The organism is Bradyrhizobium sp. B117 (assembly GCF_038969555.1).
GTDB lineage: Bacteria > Pseudomonadota > Alphaproteobacteria > Rhizobiales > Xanthobacteraceae > Bradyrhizobium.
In genome coordinates this window covers 872,904-896,570 of record NZ_CP152414.1, presented here as the reverse complement: position 1 = coordinate 896,570, position 23,667 = coordinate 872,904, and the positions used below count along the sequence as shown (strand labels likewise).

Sequence of the window (23,667 nt, the reverse complement as noted above, 5' to 3'; positions counted from 1 at the left end):
GGAGCTCTTCCGCGTCAGCTCCCGCGCTCTTCCTCGACGGCGCGCTTCAGCATCGCGAGCGCGCTGCGCCAGTAGAAGGCTGCATGCTTCCAACCCGAGTCCTCGCCAATCTCCCAACCGGGTCCTGAACGCGGGGGTGAAGGCGGCACCATTTGGTCGACCGTCAGGAGCGTCTCCGCGCCGTCGGCTTGGAGCGCCATGGTGATGGTCGACCATGATTGAGGATGATGATCGGGCAGACCGGAGACGCGCGACCAATAAGCGTAGCGAAGCAGCATCGGCGGCTCGACCTCGATGATGCGGCCCTTGTCGCGGTAGCGCTTGGTCCCGATCACGGCCTCGATCTCGAACGGCGCGCCGATGCGCCAGTCTGTCCTGAAATGAGCGTTGCGCCATCTGTCGCCCGCCCGGGGATCGGTGAGCGCGTCCCACACACGTCCCGGCTTCGCCGCGATCCGAATTGATTCAGTCACCATCTTGGAGGTCATTTCCGGGCTTTCCGGCTTGCACCGGCAGGCCGCGATGAGTCCATCCGCAGTCAGCCGTTCGACTTCGCCGCGCAGATACCTATATCCTACCGCAACGCGTAGCGATGCAGTGAGCAGCTTTGATGGCCAGGAGACGCGCAACGGAAGCGGAAGCCGACGACCTCCCCCGCTATTTCGTCTGGGTCCGGGGCCTCGAAGGGCCCGAGCCGCAGAAATGGATGGCGATGGATTTCGGCGTCGGCGACTGGAAGCGGCCGCTGGTGCTGGCCTATCGAGAGCTGCCCGAGGGCGAACGGCATCTGTCGCTGTCGGTGCTGGCTCGGCGCTATCCGCCGCCGCGGGTGGATATTCTGTAGGTTCGCAGGAAAGACGCCCCTCACTTCCCCCGAGCCGCGGTCGGCGTCAGCCCGAACCGCCTGCGGAAGCAGCGGTTGAAATAAGAGAGATCGTTGAAGCCGCAGGCAAAGGCGATGTCGCTGATGCGGCCCTCGCGATGGGCGAGCAGGTCGGCGGCCTTGCGCAGGCGCAGTTCGGTGAGGCGGGTGGTGAAGCCCGCGCCGGCCTCGAACAAGAGCTCGTTGACGTAACGCTCGGAGAGGCCGGCCGCGGCGGCGAGCTTCTGCGCGGAAAAATCCGGTTCGTGGAAGCGCATGTTCAGGATCGACAGCACGGCCTTGAGCCGCACGGCGCGCAGGCCCCGGCGGCGCGCGGCGATGGCGACATCGCTGCGAGCACCGAGGCCGATCACGGCGAGATCGAGCAAATGGCCGGCGATCGCCATCCCGGCCTCGTCGGCGGCGGCGGGATGACGGAGCAGGAGATCGCTGTAGTCCATCGCCAGCGACAGCGCGCCGCCGGGCTCGAGCTCGCGGCCGACGAGATCGTCGACATCGCAGACCATCGCGCGCAGCGTGTCGACCGGCAGATGCACGTTGGTGAAGCGCTTGTGGCTCGCGCCGTCGGCGGCGAAGAACGGCTCGTCGAGCTTGAGCAGCACCATCGATCCCGGCCGCATGGTGAATTCGCGGCCGCGATGGATCATCTGCGACGGGCGGTCTCCGCTGTTGCGCGCGAGGCAGAAACGGTCGTCGCCCGTCTCGATCACCTGGCGCTTGTCGCGCCGTACCGTGACGAAGCTGCCGTCGCAGCGGCCGAGCATGGTGGTGCCGATGTGGATCGAGTTCATCGCGGCGCGAAACGGCACGTCGGGCGCAGGATCGAGCTCGCCGGTGTTGGAAAAATGCTCGAACAGCTCCGCGAAGCGGATGAAGCGCTGCCGGTCGGACAGGTCCTGAGGCAGCATTTCGGTCGAGAGCGCCTTCCTGATGACGGGCATCGAAAGAACTTTCGAAAAAGACTTTTGGGAAAAGGTCGTGCACGAAACCGGCGCCAGCCTGTCAGGACCGGAATGAATGCCCGCTGAAAACCGGCGGGCGCACGCTATCAGCACGCCAACGTGAATCAAGCGGCGCCGGTCAGTCCAAGGCCCAAGCCTCGGGCGCCGGACAGTCCAAGACGGCCCGCACGGATGGGCCCTATTCAGGCGGCGGATGCGGCATTCCCCACATGAGGACGGCATCCGGGCAAACGGGCGGCCCTGGCCTCGCGCCCGCTGGAGGAGACGACGACATGCGAACCTCTCTACCCCGCAGCCTCGTGCTCGGCGGCGCCATCGCGACCAGCCTCTGCATCGGTTATGCCCTGGGCGCGCAACCCCACATGGACGAAGCCATCGCGATCCTGCAATCGGCCCGCGCCGAGCTCGGCAAGGCCGAGCCGAACAAGGGCGGCCATCGTGAGAAGGCGATGGGCTTGATCGACCAGGCGATCACCGAAGTGCGCGCGGGCATCGCCTTCGCCGCAAGCCATTGACGCAACGGCGTTCGGGAGCACACCACATGATGCGCATCGTGTTTGCCGCAAGCCTCGCGCTCGGCGCGATCACAGCTTCTGCCCAGGCCGTGCCGCTCGCCCCGCTTGCGAGCGCGAATGACGACGTGGTCGCGGTCGCCGGCGGCTGCGGCCAGGGCTGGCACCGCGGCCCCTATGGCGGTTGCCTCAGAAACTATGCCAACCCCGCCGCGCATGCCTGCCCGCGCGGCTACCATATCGGTCCCGGCGGCGCGTGCCGCGGCAATGGCAGGTAACAGCCGGCCAGACCGCCGCCTCGCAAATAGCACTCAAAGCCCGGGCCTGCCCGGGCTTTTTCTTTTGCCGACTGTGGCTGAGTTCATAGACGGCCGGGGCAAGACGCCGCCATCCTTTTTGCTACCTCGGCGCGATTGCGGGTGAAATCCATTACTTCACGATGAAATCACGGATGAATTTGAAGGATGCCGCCCGAGCGGGCCCTAAAGCATCCACCTGAATTTTCGGAGGAGTCCATGACGCACGAGGACGAGGCGCTGCATGGCGGTCCTGCAAGGCCGGACCCTACGCACGATGATCCAAGGGCCGCGGCGAATGCGCCCGACCCACTGGCGCCGCGCAAGCTGGTGCTGTTCGCCGACGGCACAGGCAACGCATTCACCACCCAGGAATCCAGCGTCTGGCGACTCTATGAGGCCCTCGACCACACCCAGCCGGATCAGATCGCGCATTACATCAAGGGTGTCGGCACCGCGGGCTGGGCGCCGCTCGCCGCGCTCGACGGCGCCACCGGCATCGGCGTGCCCGGCAACGTCCGCAAGCTCTACCGCTTCCTGTGCTGGAACTGGCGCGAGGGCGACGAGATCTACATCTTCGGCTTCAGCCGCGGCGCCTTCACCGCCCGCACGCTGGCGGCCATGATCTCCAGCCAGGGCCTCATGCCTGCCGTGATCGACAACACGCCGGTGTCGCATGCGGAGATGGAACGCAACGCCAAGGCCGCCTGGCGCGAATATCGCCGCGACACCGTGCCCTGGACCAAGAGCCTGCCGACGATCTGGGTCACGCGCTGGATCCGCGACTTCCTGCTGTTCATCTATCACGGGCTCTGCGGACAACGCTCCTACGCCGAGGTGCGCAGCAAGATGGGCGTGCGCAGGGACGTCGAGATCGAATTCCTCGGACTGTTCGACACCGTCGAGGCGTTCGGCGTGCCGATCGAGGAGCTTCGCCTCGCCATCGACTGGGCGATCTGGCCGATCTCGTTCCGCAATCACCGCCTGTCGCACAAGGTCAAGCAGGCCTGTCACGCGCTCGCGCTGGACGACGAGCGCACCACTTTCCATCCGCTGCGGATCGATCAGAGCCATCTGGGACAGGGACAGATCGTCAAGGAAGTGTGGTTCGCGGGCGTTCATTCCGACATCGGCGGCGGCTATCCGGAATCCACGCTGTCCTTCGTGCCTCTGGTCTGGATGGTCGAGCAACTCGGCGGCAGGCTGCGCTTCCAGGACGGCGAGATCAAGCATTTCAGGGATTACCAGTCGGCGATCGGACCGCGGCACGATTCGCGCAGCGGCGCGGCGGTGCTGTACCGCTACGGACCGCGCCCGATCTTGGCCGGCCGCCAGAACGGCGGGGAGCCGGTCGTGCACTTCGCCGTCATCGAGCGCATGCTGTTCGGCTGTGACGACTACGCGCCGATCATGCTTCCGGCGGATTGCCGCGTGCTGCTGCCGAACGACACGAAATTCCCGGACGGAACGGTGCTGCCGGACGGAACGAGGCCTCCCGACGGATCGATCGTACCGGGCGGAACGACGCTGCCGCTACAATCGAAGAAAAGGGACGAGAGAGAAAAGGAGCTCGAGGAGCAAGTCGTCCGCGCAATCATGAAGATCGCCTATCTGGCAAAGGCCACCGGTCCGCGACGCGAAATGGAGGCCGAAGCCTTCACCACGATGAGCACGCCGGACCCTGGCATGTCGAGCCTGACGCGCGACACCGTGTGGTGGCGGCGCGTCGCCTATTTTTCACTGTTGTTCATGGTCGCCTTCATTGCCGTCTTTCCGTGGATCGCGCGCGGCCTGGTCGGCTCATCCGAGGACGGCGGCCTGAGGGACACCTGGTTCTTGAAGCGCGTCACCGACGCCGACTGGCTGCTCAGCGCGGTCGTGGCGCCGCTCACCAATATCCTGAGACACGTGCTGCCGGCCTATGCGACGCCGTGGCTCGACATCGCGACCTATTATCCGGTTCTGACCTCGGCCGTGCTGCTGGTCACGCTCTGGGTTTGGAACAAGAACTCCGTGCTGCGCGACAACATCCAGGAGCGTGCGCGGCTCGCCTGGAACACGCCGCGACGCAAGGCAAGCCGGGAGCACATCGCAACGTCCAGTCGTTCGCTCAGATTGGGCAACTGGATGCGGCACAATATGGGGTGGGCGCGCACCCTGTTTGCCAGGCGTCTCATGCCTATCGGCTTTCTGTTCATCATCTTCAGCTCGGCCTTGCTGATGCTATCCACCAGCTACTTCACCGGCCGCGTCGCGCTCGGCAAGGTCTGCGCAGCGCCGGAGGTCAAGACTGCGAGCGGCACGCGCGTCGAACGCGGCAAGCCGGTGCTCGACGAGCCCTTGTCTGCGGGGAGCGTATTCGAGACCAGGGACTTCTGCTGGTGGAGCGGACTGGCCGTCGAGAAAGGCCGCAAATATCGCGTCTGGCTCGACATCGACGAGCCCTGGTTCGACCGCACCATCATGACCGGCGTGAACGGCTTCGGGACAGACCTCGCGCGTTACATCTTCCTGCCGATGCGCCGGCTCTACGGCGCCGACTGGTTCCAGCCGGTGGTGCGCATCGGCTCGAAAGGCATCAACGACATTCCGCTCACGGCCATCAATGTCGAGCCGGCGGAGGTGCTGCCACGCCGGAAGGACCCGACGCTTCCGGCGGAGGACGATCTGGAAAAGAGCCCCAAGCACAGATATTGGGTCCGCGTCGAGGAAGAGCTCGGCGACAAGGATCCACGCAGCGCGAACCTCAAGGCGCTGGGCGATTTTCAGCCGATTCCGGCCGACGACCTGCCGGCGGCCCGCGAGGTGTGGAAAGGACAGAATCTGACCGGACGTCTCGTCGCCGAGTTCGTCGCGCCCGATTCCGGCGAGCTGTTCTTCTACGTCAACGATGCCGTCCAGATCTTTCCGACCGTGCTGCCCTGCTGCTTCACGCCGAGGTGGCTCGCTCCCTTCCAGGGGCGGACCGAAAAATTCTACGACAACAACAGCGGCACGGCGCGGATCAAGGTGCAGCGGCTTCCGGTGCCGGCGAAGCCGCCTGAAAAGCCGGCCCAGACCGTGTCCGCCCGATAGGCGCAGCCCGGGCTGTCGATGCCCCATGATTATGGGTGTCACGGCATCTGCGCTGCGGATAAACTGGCTCGCGCCGCGGGGGACACGCGGTGCGGGACGATGAACATGAGCGAACAGGGCGAGACGGGTGAGGCCATCACCATCCTCCTCGTAGAGGACGACGCGCCGACCTGCTGGCGGCTCCAGGATGCGCTGGTCAAGGCCGGCTACGAGGTGCGCAGCGCCGGTACGCTCGGTGAGGCCCGCTCCGCGCTCGGCGACGGCGCGCCGCGCGTGCTGCTGACCGATCTCAGGCTGCCCGATGGCCACGGCGTCGAGCTGATCCGCGAAACCCGGCAGCGCTTTCCCGACACCGAGATCATGGTGATCTCGGCCCTCGGGGACGAGGAGAGCGTGATCTCCGCGATCACGGTCGGCGCTACCGGCTATCTCCTGAAGGACGCCTTCCCCACCGACATCGCCACCACCGTGCGCGATCTGGTCGCCGGCCATTCGCCGATCTCGGCCTCGATCGCCCGTTTCATCGTCCGCAGGACGCAAGGCGCCGCGCAGAATTCGGCGGAGCCGCCCCCCGGGCCCGTGCTCAACACGGCGAGGCTGACCCCGCGGGAGATCGACATCCTCTGGGGCATCGCCAAGGGCTTCAGCTACGCCGAGATCGCCAGCCATCTCGGCCTGTCCAGGCAGACCGTGCCGGGCCACATCAAGAACATCTATCGCAAGCTCGAGGTGCACACGCGCAGCGAGGCGGTGTTCGAGGCGGTGCAGCAGGGCCTGATCAAGCTGTGAGCGATATCGCGGCGAAGGCACCGGTCAAACCCGCGCGGCGCCGGCTGCTGGCCTCGCGCCTCGTGCCTTATCTGCTGCTCCAGGCGCTGATCGTGATCGCCACCATCCTCGGACTGCGGCTGCTCCAGCCCAGCGATCCCGACGATCATGCCGTGACGGCCTTCTCGTTGCAGGAGGACGGCGTGACGCGCCCTGTGACGCTGCCGCATTTCACCGCCTCGCGCTATTCGCTGGCGGACCCGCCGCTCTATACCGGCACCTTCACCTTCAGAAGCGGCGATGCGGCGTCAGGATGGTCGGTCTACCTGCCGCGCTTCAGCAACGCGGCGGAGGTCGCCGTCAACGGCGTCGCCGTGCTCGATTCCCGCCGCGACGCCAACGCCAACCGGCCGGACCGCAACACGCCGCAGATCGCGCTCATCCCGGCTTCGCTGCTGCGCGACGGCAGCAACGAGATCACCGTACGGCTGTTCGTATGGGGACCGCTGAAGGGGTTTCTCGACACCGTCTATGTCGGACCGGATGCAGCCTTGCGTCCGGCGTATGAGGCGCGCACCCTGCTGTTCGTCACATTGCAGGTTGTGTTCTCCGCCTGGCAATCGATCCTCGCCGTCATCCTCGCGATCATGTGGCTGATGCGGCGGCGCGAGCCGGTCTATGGCGTGCTGGCGGTTGCGATGGTGCTCGGCGTCATCCAGGCCTTCATGCCGCCGCCGGTGCCGCCGTTCACCGTGTCGCGGCTGCCCGCGGTGCTGCTCGCGTCCGCGCCGATCGAGAGCGCGCTGATCGTCGCCTTCGGCGTGCTGTTCTTCGGCTGGCGCTGGCCGCGCTACGGCATCCTGCTGTTCGCGCCGGGGCTGATCATATTCGTGGTCGGATTGATCGCGGGACCGCCGCTGCCGCGCATCCTGTTCCTGGTGCTCGGCATCCCCACGGTCGGGCTCAGCCTGTTCCTGATGGCCGGCGTCACCGCGGCCGCGGTGATCCGGCGGCAGGACGCGGCGAGCTTCACGATCGGCTGCGCCGTGACGATCGTACTGACCTGCTGGATCCACGACATGCTGTCGGTGTTCGAGATCGTGACCAACGAGCGCATCTTCGTCTCGCGCCTGTCCTATTCGGCGATGCTGGTGGCGATCGGCGCCGGCCTGACCTGGCGCTTTGCCCGCGCGCTGAACCAGGTCGACAGCTTCGCCGGTCAGCTCGTGACCCGCGTGCGCGAGGCCGAGGAGCGGCTGAAGGCGAGCTTTGCCCGCGAGGAAGAGCGCGCCCGCGCCTCCGCGCTCGCCAACGAGCGCACGCGCCTGATGCGCGACTTGCATGACGGCCTCGGCGGCCAGCTCGTCAGCATCGTGGCACTGTCCGAGCGCGGCCATGAGGGCGCGACCATCACCGACGCAGCCCGCGCAGCGCTGAAGGATCTGCGCCTCGTCATCGACTCCATGGACGACATCGGTGGCGACCTGATGCTGGCGCTCGGCTCCTGGCGCGAGCGCGCGACGGCGCAATTGCGGCCGCACGACATCGCGCTCGACTGGCGCGTGACGACGCCGCAAGGCCTGCCGCTGCACCCCGAGCTGCGGCCCTGGCATGTCATCCAGATCGTGCGCATCCTCGACGAGGCGGTGACCAATGCCGTCAAGCACGCCAAGGCCCGCCACATCGCGGTGACCATCGAGACGCTGGAGGGGGAAAGAAATGATCAAGGGCCGTATGGCGTGATCAGCGTGACGGACGACGGCTGCGGTTTTGCCCTCGCCGGCAATGGCGAGGCCGCAGGCGCGAGCCAGACCGCACGGGGCCTGCGCAACATGAGAAGCCGCGCCGCGCGCTGCGGCGCCGTGCTCGATCTGAGCTCGGAGGGCTCGGGCACGCGCGTGCGGCTGCAATTGCCGCGAACCTTTCCCGACAGCGACGCCGCCGCCGGCTGAAAACCCCCTCCCCGAACGTGTGGGACGCGCGGAGAGAGGGAACGGGCCGGATTGTCTGCCTTGCGGAGGACGGGGGGTGTTCGTCCGCAGGACTCCGTTGCCCGAAACGATGCAATCAACTCAATCGAACGAACTCGTCAGCGCACGCCGACGCGATTAACCGGACCGCCGCGGTTCATCGGCGTGCCTGCGCGAACGCCGACGCCGGGCGCGCCGACGCCGGGCGTTGCCACCGCTGCCGCGGCAACCGGGGCCCCGGGCGCGACCACCACCGCCGCGGTCGGCCGCACCACGCAGCCCTTGGGTATGCCGACCGTCTTGCAATACACCACCGCCTGCGCCGGGCTCGTGCCCAGCGACACCGTTGCCGCACCTGCCAGCATCATCACCGTCAGCCCGGCGCTCAGCGCTCCCGCTTTTCTCGACATCTTGCTCTCCTGCTTCCCGTTCGGCGTCCCGATGCGATCACCGGGTTTCGCAGCCGACGTGCAGCTGTGAATGGCAAAAGACGGCGCGCGGATACATGCCATGAAGATGGGGGTGCGGCGGCGATCAGGGCGAGCCGATGCCATGAACATGGCATGGACCGCGCGCACGGCTTCGCGAGATGGTCCGGCCCGCTTGATCCCAGGCGGGACCAACGACAATCCCAAAAGAGGTGCTTTATGAAGATTTCGGTTCTTGCCGCGCTGCTGCTCGCCGCCACCGCGCTACCCGCCGCAGCGCAGTCCGGTCCGACACCGCAGGAGCAGATGGCCTGCCGCAGCGACGCCAGCAAATTCTGCGCCGAGCATATCGGCAAGCCGCCGCAGATGAATGCGTGCCTGCGCGAGAACAAGTCGAAGCTCTCCGACAGCTGCCGCAAGGTGGTGGAATCACACGGCGGATAACCGTTGACGCGGGCTGCGCTGCCGTCTTCCGCGCGGGGAGAAGGCAGCGCGCAAGCAGTCCCCGACATGAGCGCTCTTCAATAGCCACACACCGCAGTCGACGCCGCCGCTCCCCGCGGAGCGACGGGGCGGCCGCATCCGGCGGATTTCCGCCCCCTGACACAATCGCCGGCAGCTCCCGCAAGTGTCTATTTTTGGGACGGCGCCGAACCGCCACGGCCGCCGCGCCGCACTGTCGCAGCTCGCCTCAGATCCCGAGATTTCGCGTCCTCGCATCTTGCACAACGAAAGATTGCAAGGCAGTTTAGGCGGGTTACACGCATGCATTGTCACCCCAGCCGCGTCTTTCGCGGCAATCGGGAATTTTTATCGACCTGGTCAAGCCAAATTGAAGGCCCTGATCGCGGACCATTTGTGCTTTGAAATTTGGAGCGCTCCAATGAGTATCAATTGGCGGCCCGCCAAGAGCCTTGAAGTCCTGCTCAAGCAGGTCAACGATATGGCGCCCGGACGCGACAAATCGAGCGACGGGATGCTCGGCGACACGTCCCATCAGGCGCGCAAGTCCGATCACAACCCTGACGCTAACGGCGTGGTGACCGCGTTGGACATCAGCCATGATCCGGCCCACGGCGTCGATGCGGGCGATATCGCCGAAGCGCTGCGCCAGTCGCAGGACAAGCGCATCAAGTACATCATCTCCAACCGCCGGATCGCCTCGAGCCTCGTTTCGCCCTGGCAATGGCGTCGCTACGACGGCGCCAACGCCCACACGCATCATGTGCATGTGTCGGTCATGGACACGCCGACCCTCTACGACGACACGTCGCCGTGGCAGATCGACGCCAACCTGATGCGGCGTGCCAAGATCATTCCCGAGACCGTGACGCTTGGCGGCACCCGTTGCGCGAACATCACCGCGACGGTGTTCGGCGGCAGCGCCGATCAGGACGAGAAGAGCGCCTATGACGGCCACCGCATCGACGATGTGGAGCTTGGCGTCGCGCTGCCATTCCGCTTCTCGGGACCGCGCCCTCAGGTGCGGGTCACCAACAGGGTGAACGGGAAATCCGTCGTCTGCAACATCGTCGATGTCGGGCCGTGGAATATCAACGACCCCTATTGGGAGAAAGGCGCAAGACCGCAGGCCGAATCCGGGACCGACATGAGGGGACGGCGGACCAACGCTGCCGGCATCGACCTCACGCCGGGAGCCGCGCGCGCGATCAACATCCCCGGCAAGGGCATGGTCGATTGGGAATTCGTGGGAGCCGCGCAGGGCCCCCAACCGAATGCCCAGGCCATGCTGCCAATTCTCGCCTTGCTGCAGAAATTCGTGAAGGACGGAGCCATCAAGATGCCGCTTCCAGCCAACGATATCAGTTCGATTATCCAGCTGCTGCTCAAGTTGGCGCAGGGCCAGAATGCAGCACCCGGCCCAGTGGTGACCCCAGCGCCCGCGCCGGCTCCCAATCCTGCCGATCCGGCCGCGCAGCTCATCGACGAGATCCTCAAGCTCATCCTGCCGCAGGTCACCAAGCAGATTCCGCAACTCGGCCAGGTCAACGGCGCGCTGGGGCAGACGATCGGTGAGCTCCTCAATGGCAAGAAGACCGCGATCGGCCTCCTCGGCACCCTTGCGTCGTGGCTGGCACCGATCATCGGCTCCTCGAGCTTGTTCGGTGGCGCGGGCATGGCGGCCGGTGCGGCCCTCCCGGCCGCGGCTGGAGGCCTGGCCCTGGTGCCGCAGATCGGTGTGCCGATCTTCATCGCCATGACGCTGTGGGGCATTCTCGGCAAGGTCGAGAAATGGGCGCAGGGCAACGTCCCTTTATCGCAGCCGCCGAAATAGGGGGCGGCGGACTCGCGGTCTGGCTGCCCCTCGGCGCACTGGCAACGACCACGGGCAGCAGGAAAAATCGCGCCAACATAATAAATGGCCTCGAGCCTGAAACGGCCGGAGCGCACAACAACCGAAAGTAGTTGCGAAGAAACGAGGCGCTCTGTCGCGCTGGCCGCCGCGCGGACGGTCTTGGACCAAGGAGCGCGGCGACGAGCCGGACGTGTCAGGCGCTAATCGTCATCGCTGGGCCCGAACAGCCTGATCTGCGGGAAGCTGCTGCGCGGACGGTTCGCATAATCGCGCGCGTCGGAATCTTCGCGGATGTTGCGCGCGACATCGTCCCAATCGGTGCGGTCGCGCATGCCGCGCGGCTCACGGGATTCGTAGTGACGGCGCTCGGCCCAACGCTCGCGGCGCTCGGCCCGGCGCCGCTCGGAGGCGGCGCGCTTCACGTCAAAATCCCTGGCCTTGGCATAGGCATTGTCAGGTGAGGAGGACGGCTCTGTCGACGCCTGCTGCTCGACGGGTTTTGCTCCTTGCGGAGACGATGCGGGCTCCGGCTTGACCTGGTCCTTGGGCGGCTCGGCGGCGGCGGCTTGCGAAGGCCGCGGTGCCGCCGGCTCGGCGTTCGCCCGAGTGGTCTGCGTCTCGGGCTTTATCTCGAACTTGGCCTCAGGCTTGGCTCCGTCCTGCGCCTGCGCGGGCGCGGCGATCATCGCTCCGAAGGCTTGCGAGCCGGTGAGGTATTGGACGCGCTCGGACGGCGCGTTCGTCGTTGCGGGCGTATTGTCTGGCGCGGCGGCCGCGCGCTGCGCCATCTTGCTGGTGTCCGGCCCCTGCTTCGGTGCGATCGGATTCATGATGTTGCCGGCGACGATGCCGCCGCCGAGGCCAATGGCAATGGCGGCGACGATCGTTCCAGCACCGATGAAATAAGCTGTCGAGGCGCGCATTGGCCCACTCCCTGTTCGGAGCGGGCAACGCGTGAGGATTGCCGGATGTTCCTGATATCGGCGGGAACCGTGCCTCAGATCTGCTGCGCGACCTTCTCGAGCCCGATGAGGCGGGCGAGCTTGCGCACTTCTTCCTTCTGGTCGTCACGCAGTTGGAACAGCAGCGGCATCGCGGCGGACTTCAACTGCTGGACCTCATCGCAATTCGGATCGATCTGCGCACCGGGCGGTGCGTTCGGATTTGACAGCTTGTTCGCCTGGATCTTGCGGGCGACGTTGCGCAGTGCGGTCTCGACCGAGGGCCAGTAATATTCCTGCGACGACGACAGCTTCAGGCGGTCCTTGATGCCCGAGATCTGAACGTCGGACAGCAGCGAATAGGATTTCTGCGGCTGCGGCTTGGCGACGACCTTCGGCTTGGCCGGGACCTCGACGGCGGGAACCTCGGCGGCGGGCGCCTGGTGCGCGCTTGCCTTGGGCATCGGAAAATCCGACGGCGTGGCGGCGGCAAAGGCCTGACGCAGCGGCTCGGTCAGCACGGGCGCCTGCGAAAGCTTGTCCGCCGGCACCTGAACCGGGTCGATTGCAGCCGAGGCCAGCGCCAGCGTCGGAACCAAGCGGTCGGCCTTGGCGGCGCGGTTGGTCGCGAGCGGCTTGGGCGGAGGTGTCTGCGTGATCATCTCGGTACTGACGCTGGGCACGCTGTCACGGCCGAGAATGGCGGTGGTGGCGGCGCCGAGGACGAGGAAACAGGTCAGCACGACGATGGTGATGGCTCTGGACAAACGTCTCTCCGGGAACGACCGCTTCACGAGTTTGTTAGGGTTGCCCGGAAAAAGGGCGCGAAATAAGGCTTGAGTGGGCCGTCGTTGCGACAATCAATGTGCCTGCAGCGACGCATCCCGAAAAAGCCAGGAAATTCAGGCGGCTACAGCCAGATCGTAGGCGTCCTGGATGTCGGCGACGATCTCCGAGGCCTCCCACACCGCCCGCGGCTCGACGGACTGCAGCGCGACCGTCCAGTTGCCGCCCCGGCGGGTGCGGGGGACGCTCACGATGTCGAAGCGGACGTTGCGGCACAGCGGATGACGGGCCAGCGCGTGGGCCACGCGGACACGGATTTCATCCAGCGTCGCGGCTGTCTTGCTGTTGAGAAAATCGAAGTCCATCGCCTGTCCCTCTCGGTCCTGATTGGCGGCCGTGAGGCAATTCTTGGCGGGGCTTGGTTAATCTGCCGTTAAGTGAGGAGGTTTGGAGGAGCGCTCGATTAACTGTGATCGACCGGCGCCCTCTCCTTCCCCGGGGTTTTTACGGGGGCGAGCGTCCACCCGCCGCGCGATATTCGGCAACCGTTCGCGTAACGAGATCGCCGGCCGCCATCACGTCAGTCACGCCCGACGTCGAATGCCCGCCGCTCCAGATATCACGCCAGCGTTTGGGCCGGTTCTCGCGCGCACCGACGTCGATGTCCTTGCCGATGTCGATCGCGCCGCGCGCCGGCAGATCATTGGGATCAAGACCGGCGGCGGCGATCGACGGCTTCAGCATGCTGGTCTGCAAGCCGGTGAACGCGGTGGTCAGCAGGATGTCGTCGGCGCTGCTCTCGACCAGCATCTGCTTGTGGCGGTCGTCCGCCATGCTCTCGCGCGTCGCGATGAACTTCGTGCCCATGTAGCCGAGATCGCAGCCGAGCACTTCGGCCGCATGCAGCGCTTGGCCGTCGCTGATGCCGCCAGCGAGCACGATGATGCCATCGTAGAACGCACGCACCGCGCGGACGAAGGCGAACGGATTGAGCCAGCCAGTCTGCCCCCCTGCGCCCGCGGTGAGCAGCACCAGACCGTCGGCCCCAGCTTCCGCCGCGCGTTCGGCGTGACGGATCGAGGCAACATCCGCCAGCACCAGCGCGCCCGCATCGTGCAACGGCTTCAACACCGGCGCCGGCGAGCCGACCGATGTGATGACGATCTCGGGCTTGTGCTTCAGCAGCACGGCGAGATCCTGTTCCAGCCGTGCATTGGACCGATGCACGATCAGGTTCGGGCACAGCGGCGCGGCCTTGCGCCCGGTTTGATCGTCGTGTTGACGCAGTCGCGTTGCGATCTCGGTGAACCACGTATCAAGCTGTTCCGTGCTGCGGCAATTCACGGTGGGAAAGCTGCCGATCACGCCATTGCGACAGGCCGCGACCATGAGCTCAACGCCCGACACCAGAAACATCGGCGCTGCGATCAGCGGCAGTGCGAGACGATCACGGAAACGTTGCAGTCGATCGGTCACTCACGCCTCCTTGCACGGGCTTTGTCGTTCCATCCCGTCTTCTCTGTGCTAGCGTTGCGCAAACATTGGCACGCGAGAAGCCAATGACAAGACAACGAGGAAACATATGTCCGATCCGCTCCACGCCTCGTCCCCGACTTGCGCGCAGACGCTACGGGCACTGTCGCGCTATCCCGGCCGCACTGCATTCGCCTGGCCCGGCGGATCGCTGAGCTATCAGGGCACCATCGACCTGATCGGGCGCATCCAGGGCGTGTTCATGCGGCTCGGCTTGCAGCGAGGTGCGCGCGTTGCCTTCCTCACCGCGAACCGCGCCGATACGTGGTGCGCCGGTGTCGCCGCGCAATTGTCGCGGTGCTGCACCACCTGGCTGCATCCGCTGGGATCGCAGAGCGACCAGCTGTTCCAGCTCGAGGATTCCGAGGCCGAAGTCCTGGTGGTCGATGTCGCCGCTTTCCGCGATCGCGGCGGCGAACTCGCCGCGCAAGCTGCCCGGCTCAAGGCCGTCTTCACCATGGGGCCGGCCGATTACGGTGTCGATCTGCTGGCGGCGATCGAGAGCGCTGGACATGTCAGCGCACAGTGCCTCGCAGGTCTCGATGATCTCTCCACGCTGAACTACACCGGCGGCACCACGGGCAAATCCAAGGGCGCGCTGCGCTACCACCGCGAGAACGCCGGAGCGGCCGCCGCGATCCTCGCCGACTTCGAGATTCCCGATGCCGCGCGCTATCTCACCGTCGCGCCGATCAGCCACGTTGCTGGCACGAAGGTGCTGCCGACGCTGATGCGCGGCGGCACCGTGCACATGCTGAAGGGCTTTGATCCCGAGGCCGTGCTGGCGACGATCGCGCGCGAGCGCATCAATTTTACCCTGTTCGTGCCGACCATGATCTACGTGCTGCTCGATCATCCCGCGCTGAGCAGGACCGACCTCTCCTCGCTCGAACTCGTGCTCTACGGCGCCTCCGCGATGTCGCCGAGCCGGCTGGTCGAGGGCATCGAGCGCATCGGCCCGGTGTTCTCGCAGCTCTACGGCCAGACCGAATGCTACCCGGTCTCGGTGCTGCGCAAGACCGATCACGATCCCAGGACGCCGGAGCTGTTTTTGTCCTGCGGCTTCCCGATCGCGGCCTGCGAGGTCAGGATTCTCGACGACAACGACCAGGAGGTGACGACGGGCGAGGCCGGCGAGATCTGCGTGCGGGCGCCGCATGCGATGGCGGAATACTGGAAGCGGCCTGACATCACCGCCGAGACGCTGAAGAACGGCTGGGTCCACACTGGCGACATCGCGCGCAAGGACGAGCGCGGCTACATGTTCATCCTCGACCGCAAGAAGGACATGATCGTCACCGGCGGCTTCAACATCTTTCCGCGCGAGGTCGAGGACGTGCTCTCTCAACACGCCGATGTCGCGATGGTCGCGGTGGTCGGCGTCCCCGACGAGAAATGGGGCGAGGCCGTCACCGCAATCATCGTGCCGCGCGAGGGCGTCAAGCCCGATCCGGACGAGCTGATCAACATGGTGCGGGCGCGAAAAGGCTCGGCGCACGCGCCGAAACAGATCCAGTTCGTCAAGCAGCTACCGATGACCGGCGTCGGCAAGGTCGACAAGAAGGTGCTGCGTGCGGGGTTTTGGAGTGGGCGGGACCGGATGGTGGGGTAAATCCCCGGGATTTTACGGTGGTCATTGTGGCCCCGACACCACAGCGCGCAACGGAGTGCGCGCCGGCAACGCCGACCCGATTGCCCGCGAATCAGGGAATCACCTAGACCAGCTGACGGGGCTGGGAAGCGGAGTAACGCATGAGAGTCGCTTCCCTGGAAAGTGCAGTCGCCGCGGTCACGTTGATCACGGCTATCGTCGTGGTGCTGTGGGAGATCAAGATCTTCTACGGAATGTGAACTGGCAGGATGCCGAGCATCCCTTCCGCGGCGGCGGAAGCCTGCCGTTCAATCGGCGCCAGGTGCAACCATGGCGCGCTTGCCGTCACTTCAGCGCTTCTCGATCACCAGGCTTTGCACGGCGCGGCCGCGAGCCTCCGCGAGGTGCGACGCAGCGACCACACAACAGGTGTCATCGCCCGGCTTGACCGGGCGATCCAGTACTCCGAGACAGCTTTGATTGCATCGATGGGCCGCGGCGTACTGGATGCCCCGCTTTCGCGGAGCATGACAGCGAGAATGACGCGCGGACTTCGCGGCCCTTACCGCTTCTCGATCACCAGGCTCTGAACCGCGCGGCCGAAATAGCCTTGCCGATCAGCCAGGCGCGACATCGCGAGGCCGGCACCGTCAGGGCCGATCCAGGATTCGCCGTCGAGCAGGATCCACTCCCCGACCGGCTGGCGCGCAAAGCTCACCGTGAGATCCGCGTTGATGTAGGTCCAGGCGCGGAAGTCGAGCGTCGAGGCGGCGCCGTTGGAGAAGTCGGCGGCGACCACGGCGCGCATGGCCTGCGAGATCGCTTCGCCCTCGATCAGAGGATGGTCGACGCGAAACCAGATCGCGCCGGCGCCGGCCTGGCCGAAGCGGCCGCGCGCGGCGCGCATCGAGACCGATCGCACGAACGGGCTGGCGGCGGCGTGACCATCCTCGACCAGCGAGTCCTCGGGCGAGGGCAGCGTGACCGGCAGCTCCTTGACGTCATCGGGCAGCGCCTGCGCCTGGGCCTTGATCTTGAGCACGGTGGCGCCCACGACCTGCACGCCGTCAGCCAGGAGCTTCACTTCGCAGAGCTGGATCTTGCGGCCCTCGCGCAAAACCTCGGTTGCGATGGTGAGCGGCGCCACCGGCACGGGACGCATCAGATCGATGGTGACGCGCGCGATGTTCATGGGCACCGGCGTCGGGATTCGTTCGGCCGCCCACGTCACCAGCGAGGCCGGCGCAGAGCCGTGCTGCATGCGCCGGTCCCAGGGACCGGCGGCATTGGGGCTGGTGACGACGCTGTTGCCGTCAACGCGGTAGATGGCGGTCATGTTTGCTCGATATCTCGGCTGGCGTTCCCCGGACGCAGCGCAGCGCGTAAGCGGTGCGCTGCAGAGCCGGGGCCCATTTGCTGCAGCGATGGGTCCCGGCTCTGCGCAGCAGCGTTACACGCTGCAGCGCGTCCGGGACACGAGAGCGGTTAGAGCGGCGGATCGATCGCCTCGTCGTATTCCTTCTTGAAGCGCGCGATCAGCTCGGCGGCGGGCAGAACGCCCTCGATGCTGCCGATGCCCTGGCCCGAACCCCAGATCTCCTTCCAGGCCTTCGGCTTGGCGCGCTCGCCGGAGGCGTCGGTCCCGAAATTCATCTTGGATGGATCGGAGGTCGGCAGGTTCTCCGGATCCATGCCGGCCGCGAGGATCGACGGCTTCAGATAGTTGCCGTGCACGCCGGTGAAGAGATTGGAATAGACGATGTCGTCGGCGGTCGAACCCGCGATCATCTCCTTGTACTTCTCGACTGCGTTGGCTTCCTTGGTGGCGATGAAGGCCGAGCCGATATAGGCGAAGTCGGCCCCTAAGATGCGCGCGGCGCGGATCGCCTTGCCGTTGCCGATGGCGCCAGACAGCGCGATCGGACCGTCGAACCACTTGCGCGTCTCGGCAACGAAAGCCAGCGGCGAGATGGTGCCGGCATGGCCGCCGGCGCCGGCCGCAACCAGGATCAGGCCGTCGGCGCCCTTCTCGATCGCCTTGTGCGCGAATTTCTGGTTGATCACGTCGTGGAAGACGATGCCGCCCCAGCCGTGAACCGCCTGATTGAGCTCCTCGCGCGCACCGAGCGAGGAGATGATCATCGGCACCTTGTACTTGGCGCAGAGCTGCATGTCGTGGTCGAGCCGGTTGTTCGACTTGTGCACGATCTGGTTGACCGCGAACGGCGCCGACGGCTTGTCAGGGTGAGCGCGGTCATAGGCCGCGAGCTCTTCGGTGATCCGCGCCAGCCATTCGTCGAGCAGCTCCGGCGGCCGCGCGTTCAGCGCCGGGAACGAGCCAACCACACCCGCCTTGCACTGCGCGATCACGAGATCGGGCACCGAGATGATGAAGAGCGGCGAGCCGATCACGGGGATCGACAGGCGCCCCTTGAACAGGGCAGGCATGGACATTGCGGAACGGTCCTCTTCTGGCGGTCAAATGGAAGTTGGGAGCCATACCAACAAGGCAATCTTTCCACTGTCAAGTATTGCGTTTTGCCGCCGCGGCGGATGCCGTTACCGCAATTCCAACGCGCGGAATTCTTTCTCCGTCATTCTCCTCCGTCATTGCGAGCGCAGCGAAGCAATCCAGACTGCCTCCGCGGAGGGACACTGGATTGCTTCGTCGCAAGAGCTCCTCGCAATGACGAGGCGAGAGCTACGCGTGACGATAGATCACCCGATCAAATCCGGATTGATCAGGCGCTCGAACGAGAACATCTCGTCCCACTTCTCCTGCGTCAGCAGCTTGCGTTCGGTCACCACGATCTGGTGCAGCGACTTGCCGCTTTTGTAGCCCTCGCGCGCGATCTCGGCGCATTGCTTGTAGCCGAGCAGCGGCTTCAGCACCGTGACGATGCCGAGCGAGTTCAGCACCATGTTGCGGGTGTGCTCTTCATTCGCGGTGATGCCGACGACGCAGTTCTCGCGCAGGCTGTTGACCGCGCGCTCCATGGTGCGGATCGAGAAGAACAGCGCGAACGAGATCACCGGCTCCATCACGTTGAGCTGGAGCTGGCCTGCGGAGGCCGCCAGCGTCACCGTGGTGTCGAGGCCGATGACGAGGAAGCTGGTCTGGTTGACGACCTCGGGGATCACGGGATTGACCTTGCCGGGCATGATCGAGGAGCCCGGCTGAAGCTGTGGCAGGTTGATCTCGTTGAAGCCCGCACGCGGGCCGGAAGCCAGCAGACGGATGTCGTTGCAGATCTTCGTCAGCTTGCTCGCGGTGCGCTTCAGCACGCCGGACAATTGCACATACGCACCGGTGTCGGAGGTCGCTTCCACGAGATCACCGGCGAGGATGAAATCGACGCCGGTCAGCGCGCTCAGATGCCGGACCGCGAGCTTGGGATAGCCGACCGCCGCAGTGACCGAGGTGCCGATCGCGGTGGCGCCGAGATTGATCTCGCGCAGCAGCGCGCGTGCTTCCGAGATGCGGTCGACTTCCTCGCCGATGGTGGTGCCCCATCCCCGGAATTCGGCCCCGAGCGACATCGGCACCGCGTCCTGGAGATGCGTGCGCCCCATCTTCAGCACGCGGTCGAACTCGCGGCCCTTGGTGAAGAAGGCCTCCTGGAGCTGGCGCAGCGCCGTCATGTAGCTCTCGAGCCGCAGGATCAGCGCCAGCCGAAACGCGGTCGGATAGGTGTCGTTGGTGGACTGGCCGTAATTGACATGGTCGTTGGGGCTGACTTGCTGATAGTCGCCCTTCTTGAAGCCGAGCGATTCCAGCGCGAGGTTGGCGATCACCTCGTTGGCGTTCATGTTGGTGGAGGTGCCGGCACCGCCCTGGATGAAGTCGGTGACGAACTGATCCATCATGTCGCCGGCGATGACGCGGTCGCAGCCGAGGATGATCGCATCGGCCACTTTGGCGTCGATCGCGCCGAGATCGCGATTGGCCATCGCCGCGGCTTTCTTGACGTAACCAAGCGCCTTCACGAAGTAAGGCTCCTGGTTCATCGGAATGCCGGTGATGTGGAAGTTCTCCTTACCGCGGATGGTCTGGACGCCGTAATAGATGTCGTCGGCGATCTCACGCTGTCCGAGGAAGTCCTGCTCGGTCCGGCTCATGGGCGCTCCTTGCTGCTCGCGCGCGTCACGGCATCAGTTCTGGCATAGCGCGCTGGTCACGAAAGTGTCGGTGCGGCAATCGTCAGGTTTGCGTTGCCGGCCCGGAATCAGAACCTTGGCCGAGCATTTTTCGGCAGAGTCCGCGTTGAGGCTCTTGCCTTCCTTGTAGCCCTTGGTCCGGCAGAGCTGGTCGGCGGCAAGCTTGCAGTCGGGCGCGCCGTTGGACGAGACCGGGCAGGCCACGCGCCCCGAGACCATGGTCGACGGCGTCGCCAGCCGCGACAAATCGTTCATGGTCTCGCTCGGACTTTTGATCGGCGGCAGGATCGAGGGCAGCTTGTCGAACAGCTTGCCCATTTCGTTGATGAGCCCGGGATTTTCCTCGCGTGCCGGCGGGGCAGGCGTCGAAGGCGGCGGCGCGGCCTGCGGCCCCTGCTCCTGGAGACCAAGCGAGGGAGGGGCGGATTGCGGCCATCCCGTCGCGCTGCAGCCGAGCAGGATCAGCAGCACTGCTGAAGTCGTCGTCCCGAACCTCACAGCCGGATTGCCGGATCGAACCATCATGAGGGCAACCGTAGCCGAAGCCGGCGCAGCGGCAAAGCGCGGAGGTCTAGATCAGCTTGACCGCCACCACGAAGCCGAGCACTAGCACCGCGGCGCCGATCGCCACCCACAATCCGAGATGCTCCTCGAGCTTGTGCCGGATCAAGTCGCCGTAGCGGTTGAGCAGGATCGCCACGATGAAGAAGCGGCCGCCGCGCGCGACGATCGAGCACAGGATGAAGAGAATGAGACTATAGCCGGCAAAGCCCGAGGTGATCGTGACGAGCTTGTAGGGAATCGGCGTCAGCCCCTTGAGCAGGATGATCACTGCGCCCCATTCCGCATAGGAGGCGCGGAAGGCTTCAACCTTGTCGCCGAGGCCATAGACCTGGATCAGCCAGTGGCCGACCGAGTCGAACAGCAGCGCGCCGATGGCATAGCCGAGCAGGCCGCCGAGCACGGAGGTGACGGTACAGACCGTGGCATAGACCCAGGCGCGCTGCGGGCGTGCCAGCGACATCGGAATCAGCATGACGTCCGGCGGGACCGGAAAGAAGGAGCTTTCTGCGAAAGCCACCGCTCCCATGATCCAGAGCGCGTAGGGCTTGTGGGCGGCGTCGATGCACCAGTCGTAGATACGTTTCAGCATGGCGCCGCGATGAAGCACCATGGGACGGATTTGTCCATCGCGAGTTTTTGAGCGATTTGTGACGCTCTAGTGGCGCTTGCGCGCCGCCCGCCCTTCCAGCGCGACAATTGGCCGCCGTGTCGAGATGCGCGGTGACGCGACCTTGGGCAGTTTCATCGGCGACTTCGGCAGTTTCTCGGCGATGCCGAGCATGTCTTCCCGCCGCGCCATCTCGCGCCAGACGTCATCGGGGCGCACACCGGCCGAGGCCCAGAGCACGGTCAGGTTGTAGAGCAGGTCCGCGCTCTCGCGGACCACGGCCTCGCTATCGCCGTTGACCGCGTCGATCACGACTTCGATAGCCTCTTCGGCCAGCTTCTTTGCCATTTTGGAGGGGCCGCGCTGAAACAGCCGGGCCGTACGCGATGTTGCCGGATCAAGATCCCTGGCCGCGAGCACAGCCAGATATAGCCGCTCAAGCGAATCACTCATGTACGCGAAAATACTCTAAACCGGTGGCGAGCGCGTTAACGCACGACAGCAAAAGCAAAAAACCGGCCGCCGCGGGGCCGCGACGGCCAGTTGTGGTCAACCTTTGGTAGCCAAGGTCAGTAGCAGTTCTGGACATAGCCCTGGCCGCAGAGCTCCGACGGCGCCGAGCCGCCATAGCGCTGATACTGGTAATCGGGGCCCGGACCGTAATAGGGGCCGTAGGCAGGGCCACTGTAATAGGCCGGACCGCCGTAATAGCCGTAGCCCGGACCGTAGTCATAGGCGTAGGCACCGCGGGTCGCCGCGATCGCAAGGCCGGTGCCGATGGCGCCCGCAATTGCCGCGCCAGCGAAGGCCGCGCCGCCGCCACCATGCCAATGGCGGCCGCCTGCATAAGAGGCGGTCGGGGCGGCAGCGGTCAGCGCCAGCACCGCGGCTGTGGCAAGAACGGCCTTGCGGCCGCCGAACTTGGAAAATCTGTCAAACATGTCCTGGACCCTCCTTGGGACCTCCAATGGTGCCTTGAGACAGGCTCATGTCTCTCAAACACCCGCATCCCATGTTGGGTTCCCCAACCCCAACACAAGCTGAACGGGGTTGCGTAATCGTGACGCAACCGCCGCTCATCCGCCGTTCATGTTGGCGTTGACAGACTGACCGCCAGCCGGCGCTGCAAGCGTCACGAAATCATAACAATGCGGGACCGGCGTCACTGATGTCAGGATTCAAGACGATCGCCCTTCGCGGCCTGCCGGCCCTTGTGCTCGCCCTCGCAATCTCGCTCGCCGCGTTGCCTGCACGCGAGGTCACGGCGGGCGAGACCGCCGCGCCGTCCACCGCGATCCACTTCACGTTCGATCGCCCGATCGATGCGAGCATGGCGCCGTTCTTCCTGGCCGCAAAGGACGGCGGTTTCGGCACCGAACATCTCAACGTCTCCTTCAACAGTGCCGCCGGATCGCCGGAGGCGCTCGCGCGTGTCGCCAAAGGCGACAGCGAACTCGCGCTCGTCGACATCAACGAGCTGATCCGCTTTCGCGACAAGGACGATGCGGTACCGGTCAAGGCGGTGTTCGTGCTGTTCAACCGCGCGCCTTACGCCATCGTCGCGCGCCGGAGCCGCGGCATCCATGTGCTGTCCGATCTCGACGGCAAGACCGTCGGCGTTGCCGACAGCGATCTGTCGATGCGGCTGTGGCCGGCGCTGGCGCAGCAGAACGGAATCAACACCTCGCACGTGAAATTCCACAAGATCAGCGCCGCGGTGCGCGAGCCGATCCTCTCCGCAGGGCAGGTCGATGCCGTCGCCGGCTTCAATCATCTCTCCGCGGTGAACCTGCGCGACCGCGGCGTGCCCGGCAGCGATCTCGTCGTGCTGCGCTTTGCCGACTATGGCTGCGAGGCCTACGGTTTTGCCGTGGTGGCCAATCCCGCTTTCGCCGCGGCGAAGCCCGACGCGGTGAAGGGATTCGTTCGCGCATTGATCGCGGGCATCCACGCCACCGTCAGGGAGCCGGCGCGTGCGGCGGATGAGGCCGCGAGCCGTATCGACGATGGCGACCGCGGCCTCGAGCTCGAGCGCCTGCGCACGGTGCTCGCCGACAACATCCTGACCGACGAGGTCAGGCGCAACGGTCTCGGCGGCATCGACCCGGCGCGCCTGGAGCGCTCGATCGACCAGATCGCGCAGGATTTCAAATTCCGCAAACGCCCGGCGGCCGCCGACATCTTCGACGACCGGTTCCTTCCGCCGGTCGCAAGCCGGCTCGTCAACTGAGCAAAACCGCAAGCTTCCGCTGTATCTCGCGGGCGATCCCTGCTTA

24 protein-coding genes are annotated in these 23,667 nt (G+C 65.6%); 10 read left to right on the top strand and 14 right to left on the bottom strand.

Annotated features, from left to right (window positions below; translation table 11 throughout):
* Positions 1 to 14: 14 nt before the first annotated feature.
* The gene (locus AAFG16_RS04330) at positions 15 to 488 is read right to left on the bottom strand and encodes an SRPBCC domain-containing protein (protein ID WP_342737584.1); all 474 of its coding nucleotides are present in this window, start codon (positions 486 to 488) and stop codon (positions 15 to 17) included.
* Between the two features lie 122 nt (positions 489 to 610).
* Between AAFG16_RS04330 and AAFG16_RS04325 the strand changes: the two genes are divergently transcribed.
* Positions 611 to 844 (top strand): hypothetical protein, encoded by a 234-nt coding sequence (locus tag AAFG16_RS04325; protein WP_283083619.1) that lies wholly within the window; start codon positions 611 to 613, stop codon positions 842 to 844.
* 20 nt (positions 845 to 864) lie between these two features.
* On the opposite strand, the gene AAFG16_RS04320 is transcribed toward AAFG16_RS04325, so the two are convergent.
* Positions 865 to 1,824: an AraC family transcriptional regulator gene (locus AAFG16_RS04320; protein WP_342737582.1), complete on the bottom strand. Its 960-nt coding sequence runs from the start codon at positions 1,822 to 1,824 to the stop codon at positions 865 to 867.
* Positions 1,825 to 2,117: 293 nt separating this feature from the next.
* Between AAFG16_RS04320 and AAFG16_RS04315 the strand changes: the two genes are divergently transcribed.
* From AAFG16_RS04315 to AAFG16_RS04295, 5 genes are all read left to right on the top strand, one after another.
* Positions 2,118 to 2,360, top strand: coding sequence for a hypothetical protein (locus tag AAFG16_RS04315; RefSeq protein ID WP_027561386.1), 243 nt, complete (start codon positions 2,118 to 2,120; stop codon positions 2,358 to 2,360).
* Positions 2,361 to 2,389: 29 nt separating this feature from the next.
* Positions 2,390 to 2,635 carry a hypothetical protein gene (locus AAFG16_RS04310; RefSeq protein WP_342740849.1) on the top strand — a complete coding sequence of 82 codons (246 nt, stop codon included), beginning with the start codon at positions 2,390 to 2,392 and terminating at the stop codon, positions 2,633 to 2,635.
* Positions 2,636 to 2,872: 237 nt separating this feature from the next.
* Complete coding sequence (locus AAFG16_RS04305; protein WP_342737579.1) at positions 2,873 to 5,728, top strand: DUF2235 domain-containing protein; 2,856 nt, start codon at positions 2,873 to 2,875, stop codon at positions 5,726 to 5,728.
* Positions 5,729 to 5,833: 105 nt separating this feature from the next.
* Positions 5,834 to 6,517 carry a response regulator transcription factor gene (locus tag AAFG16_RS04300; protein WP_342737577.1) on the top strand — a complete coding sequence of 228 codons (684 nt, stop codon included), beginning with the start codon at positions 5,834 to 5,836 and terminating at the stop codon, positions 6,515 to 6,517.
* The gene (locus AAFG16_RS04295; RefSeq protein WP_342737575.1) at positions 6,514 to 8,448 is read left to right on the top strand and encodes an ATP-binding protein; all 1,935 of its coding nucleotides are present in this window, start codon (positions 6,514 to 6,516) and stop codon (positions 8,446 to 8,448) included. The genes AAFG16_RS04300 and AAFG16_RS04295 overlap by 4 nt, the downstream gene beginning before the upstream one ends.
* Positions 8,449 to 8,585: 137 nt before the next feature.
* On the opposite strand, the gene AAFG16_RS04290 is transcribed toward AAFG16_RS04295, so the two are convergent.
* A complete protein-coding gene (locus AAFG16_RS04290) occupies positions 8,586 to 8,876 on the bottom strand; it encodes a hypothetical protein (RefSeq protein ID WP_342737573.1) in 291 nt (96 codons plus the stop codon).
* A 237-nt stretch (positions 8,877 to 9,113) separates the two neighbouring features.
* Here AAFG16_RS04290 and AAFG16_RS04285 point away from each other — a divergent pair, with 237 nt between their 5' ends.
* Together AAFG16_RS04285 and AAFG16_RS04280 are read left to right on the top strand one after the other, a co-directional pair.
* The gene (locus AAFG16_RS04285; protein WP_027561392.1) at positions 9,114 to 9,338 is read left to right on the top strand and encodes a cysteine rich repeat-containing protein; all 225 of its coding nucleotides are present in this window, start codon (positions 9,114 to 9,116) and stop codon (positions 9,336 to 9,338) included.
* A 439-nt stretch (positions 9,339 to 9,777) separates the two neighbouring features.
* Positions 9,778 to 11,190, top strand: a complete 1,413-nt coding sequence (locus AAFG16_RS04280) for a hypothetical protein (RefSeq protein WP_342737570.1) — start codon at positions 9,778 to 9,780, stop codon at positions 11,188 to 11,190.
* A 221-nt stretch (positions 11,191 to 11,411) separates the two neighbouring features.
* Here the strand turns inward: AAFG16_RS04280 and AAFG16_RS04275 are convergent, their stop codons facing one another.
* From AAFG16_RS04275 to AAFG16_RS04260, 4 genes are all read right to left on the bottom strand, one after another.
* Positions 11,412 to 12,134: a hypothetical protein gene (locus AAFG16_RS04275; protein ID WP_342737568.1), complete on the bottom strand. Its 723-nt coding sequence runs from the start codon at positions 12,132 to 12,134 to the stop codon at positions 11,412 to 11,414.
* A 74-nt stretch (positions 12,135 to 12,208) separates the two neighbouring features.
* On the bottom strand, positions 12,209 to 12,919 hold the full coding sequence (locus tag AAFG16_RS04270) for a hypothetical protein (protein ID WP_342737566.1): 711 nt from the start codon (positions 12,917 to 12,919) through the stop codon (positions 12,209 to 12,211).
* 135 nt (positions 12,920 to 13,054) lie between these two features.
* On the bottom strand, positions 13,055 to 13,303 hold the full coding sequence (locus AAFG16_RS04265; RefSeq protein WP_283083609.1) for a hypothetical protein: 249 nt from the start codon (positions 13,301 to 13,303) through the stop codon (positions 13,055 to 13,057).
* Between the two features lie 139 nt (positions 13,304 to 13,442).
* Positions 13,443 to 14,354 carry a nitronate monooxygenase gene (locus tag AAFG16_RS04260; RefSeq protein WP_342740848.1) on the bottom strand — a complete coding sequence of 304 codons (912 nt, stop codon included), beginning with the start codon at positions 14,352 to 14,354 and terminating at the stop codon, positions 13,443 to 13,445.
* A gap of 166 nt (positions 14,355 to 14,520) precedes the next feature.
* Here AAFG16_RS04260 and AAFG16_RS04255 point away from each other — a divergent pair, with 166 nt between their 5' ends.
* A complete protein-coding gene (locus AAFG16_RS04255) occupies positions 14,521 to 16,083 on the top strand; it encodes an AMP-binding protein (protein ID WP_342737564.1) in 1,563 nt (520 codons plus the stop codon).
* Between the two features lie 541 nt (positions 16,084 to 16,624).
* Here AAFG16_RS04255 and AAFG16_RS04250 read toward each other — a convergent pair.
* The 7 genes from AAFG16_RS04250 to AAFG16_RS04220 all read right to left on the bottom strand — a co-directional run bounded on the left by AAFG16_RS04250 (position 16,625) and on the right by AAFG16_RS04220 (position 22,332).
* A complete protein-coding gene (locus AAFG16_RS04250) occupies positions 16,625 to 17,398 on the bottom strand; it encodes a thioesterase family protein (RefSeq protein WP_342737562.1) in 774 nt (257 codons plus the stop codon).
* Between the two features lie 149 nt (positions 17,399 to 17,547).
* The gene (locus tag AAFG16_RS04245) at positions 17,548 to 18,516 is read right to left on the bottom strand and encodes a nitronate monooxygenase family protein (RefSeq protein WP_342737560.1); all 969 of its coding nucleotides are present in this window, start codon (positions 18,514 to 18,516) and stop codon (positions 17,548 to 17,550) included.
* A gap of 264 nt (positions 18,517 to 18,780) precedes the next feature.
* Complete coding sequence (locus AAFG16_RS04240) at positions 18,781 to 20,181, bottom strand: aspartate ammonia-lyase (RefSeq protein WP_283083604.1); 1,401 nt, start codon at positions 20,179 to 20,181, stop codon at positions 18,781 to 18,783.
* 33 nt (positions 20,182 to 20,214) lie between these two features.
* The gene (locus tag AAFG16_RS04235) at positions 20,215 to 20,745 is read right to left on the bottom strand and encodes a hypothetical protein (protein ID WP_283083603.1); all 531 of its coding nucleotides are present in this window, start codon (positions 20,743 to 20,745) and stop codon (positions 20,215 to 20,217) included.
* Positions 20,746 to 20,791: 46 nt separating this feature from the next.
* The gene (locus tag AAFG16_RS04230; protein WP_283083602.1) at positions 20,792 to 21,394 is read right to left on the bottom strand and encodes a YqaA family protein; all 603 of its coding nucleotides are present in this window, start codon (positions 21,392 to 21,394) and stop codon (positions 20,792 to 20,794) included.
* A gap of 45 nt (positions 21,395 to 21,439) precedes the next feature.
* Entirely contained in the window at positions 21,440 to 21,844 is a 405-nt protein-coding gene (gene hisE, locus AAFG16_RS04225) for a phosphoribosyl-ATP diphosphatase (RefSeq protein WP_283083601.1), read from the bottom strand.
* A 116-nt stretch (positions 21,845 to 21,960) separates the two neighbouring features.
* Complete coding sequence (locus tag AAFG16_RS04220) at positions 21,961 to 22,332, bottom strand: hypothetical protein (RefSeq protein ID WP_342737557.1); 372 nt, start codon at positions 22,330 to 22,332, stop codon at positions 21,961 to 21,963.
* A gap of 227 nt (positions 22,333 to 22,559) precedes the next feature.
* Between AAFG16_RS04220 and AAFG16_RS04215 the strand changes: the two genes are divergently transcribed.
* Positions 22,560 to 23,621, top strand: coding sequence for an ABC transporter substrate-binding protein (locus tag AAFG16_RS04215; protein ID WP_342737555.1), 1,062 nt, complete (start codon positions 22,560 to 22,562; stop codon positions 23,619 to 23,621).
* Positions 23,622 to 23,667: the final 46 nt, after the last annotated feature.

What these genes read in the sequence shown, in the direction of transcription:
- AAFG16_RS04330 (WP_342737584.1), bottom strand. Translation starts at nt 488, where the DNA reads ATGACCTCCAAGATGGTGACTGAATCAATTCGGATCGCGGCGAAGCCG.
- AAFG16_RS04325 (WP_283083619.1), top strand. Translation starts at nt 611, where the DNA reads ATGGCCAGGAGACGCGCAACGGAAGCGGAAGCCGACGACCTCCCCCGC.
- AAFG16_RS04320 (WP_342737582.1), bottom strand. Translation starts at nt 1,824, where the DNA reads ATGCCCGTCATCAGGAAGGCGCTCTCGACCGAAATGCTGCCTCAGGAC.
- AAFG16_RS04315 (WP_027561386.1), top strand. Translation starts at nt 2,118, where the DNA reads ATGCGAACCTCTCTACCCCGCAGCCTCGTGCTCGGCGGCGCCATCGCG.
- AAFG16_RS04310 (WP_342740849.1), top strand. Translation starts at nt 2,390, where the DNA reads ATGCGCATCGTGTTTGCCGCAAGCCTCGCGCTCGGCGCGATCACAGCT.
- AAFG16_RS04305 (WP_342737579.1), top strand. Translation starts at nt 2,873, where the DNA reads ATGACGCACGAGGACGAGGCGCTGCATGGCGGTCCTGCAAGGCCGGAC.
- AAFG16_RS04300 (WP_342737577.1), top strand. Translation starts at nt 5,834, where the DNA reads ATGAGCGAACAGGGCGAGACGGGTGAGGCCATCACCATCCTCCTCGTA.
- AAFG16_RS04290 (WP_342737573.1), bottom strand. Translation starts at nt 8,876, where the DNA reads ATGTCGAGAAAAGCGGGAGCGCTGAGCGCCGGGCTGACGGTGATGATG.
- AAFG16_RS04285 (WP_027561392.1), top strand. Translation starts at nt 9,114, where the DNA reads ATGAAGATTTCGGTTCTTGCCGCGCTGCTGCTCGCCGCCACCGCGCTA.
- AAFG16_RS04280 (WP_342737570.1), top strand. Translation starts at nt 9,778, where the DNA reads ATGAGTATCAATTGGCGGCCCGCCAAGAGCCTTGAAGTCCTGCTCAAG.
- AAFG16_RS04275 (WP_342737568.1), bottom strand. Translation starts at nt 12,134, where the DNA reads ATGCGCGCCTCGACAGCTTATTTCATCGGTGCTGGAACGATCGTCGCC.
- AAFG16_RS04265 (WP_283083609.1), bottom strand. Translation starts at nt 13,303, where the DNA reads ATGGACTTCGATTTTCTCAACAGCAAGACAGCCGCGACGCTGGATGAA.
- AAFG16_RS04260 (WP_342740848.1), bottom strand. Translation starts at nt 14,354, where the DNA reads ATGTTTCTGGTGTCGGGCGTTGAGCTCATGGTCGCGGCCTGTCGCAAT.
- AAFG16_RS04255 (WP_342737564.1), top strand. Translation starts at nt 14,521, where the DNA reads ATGTCCGATCCGCTCCACGCCTCGTCCCCGACTTGCGCGCAGACGCTA.
- AAFG16_RS04250 (WP_342737562.1), bottom strand. Translation starts at nt 17,398, where the DNA reads ATGACCGCCATCTACCGCGTTGACGGCAACAGCGTCGTCACCAGCCCC.
- AAFG16_RS04245 (WP_342737560.1), bottom strand. Translation starts at nt 18,516, where the DNA reads ATGTCCATGCCTGCCCTGTTCAAGGGGCGCCTGTCGATCCCCGTGATC.
- AAFG16_RS04240 (WP_283083604.1), bottom strand. Translation starts at nt 20,181, where the DNA reads ATGAGCCGGACCGAGCAGGACTTCCTCGGACAGCGTGAGATCGCCGAC.
- AAFG16_RS04235 (WP_283083603.1), bottom strand. Translation starts at nt 20,745, where the DNA reads ATGATGGTTCGATCCGGCAATCCGGCTGTGAGGTTCGGGACGACGACT.
- AAFG16_RS04230 (WP_283083602.1), bottom strand. Translation starts at nt 21,394, where the DNA reads ATGGTGCTTCATCGCGGCGCCATGCTGAAACGTATCTACGACTGGTGC.
- hisE (WP_283083601.1), bottom strand. Translation starts at nt 21,844, where the DNA reads ATGAGTGATTCGCTTGAGCGGCTATATCTGGCTGTGCTCGCGGCCAGG.
- AAFG16_RS04220 (WP_342737557.1), bottom strand. Translation starts at nt 22,332, where the DNA reads ATGTTTGACAGATTTTCCAAGTTCGGCGGCCGCAAGGCCGTTCTTGCC.
- AAFG16_RS04215 (WP_342737555.1), top strand. Translation starts at nt 22,560, where the DNA reads ATGTCAGGATTCAAGACGATCGCCCTTCGCGGCCTGCCGGCCCTTGTG.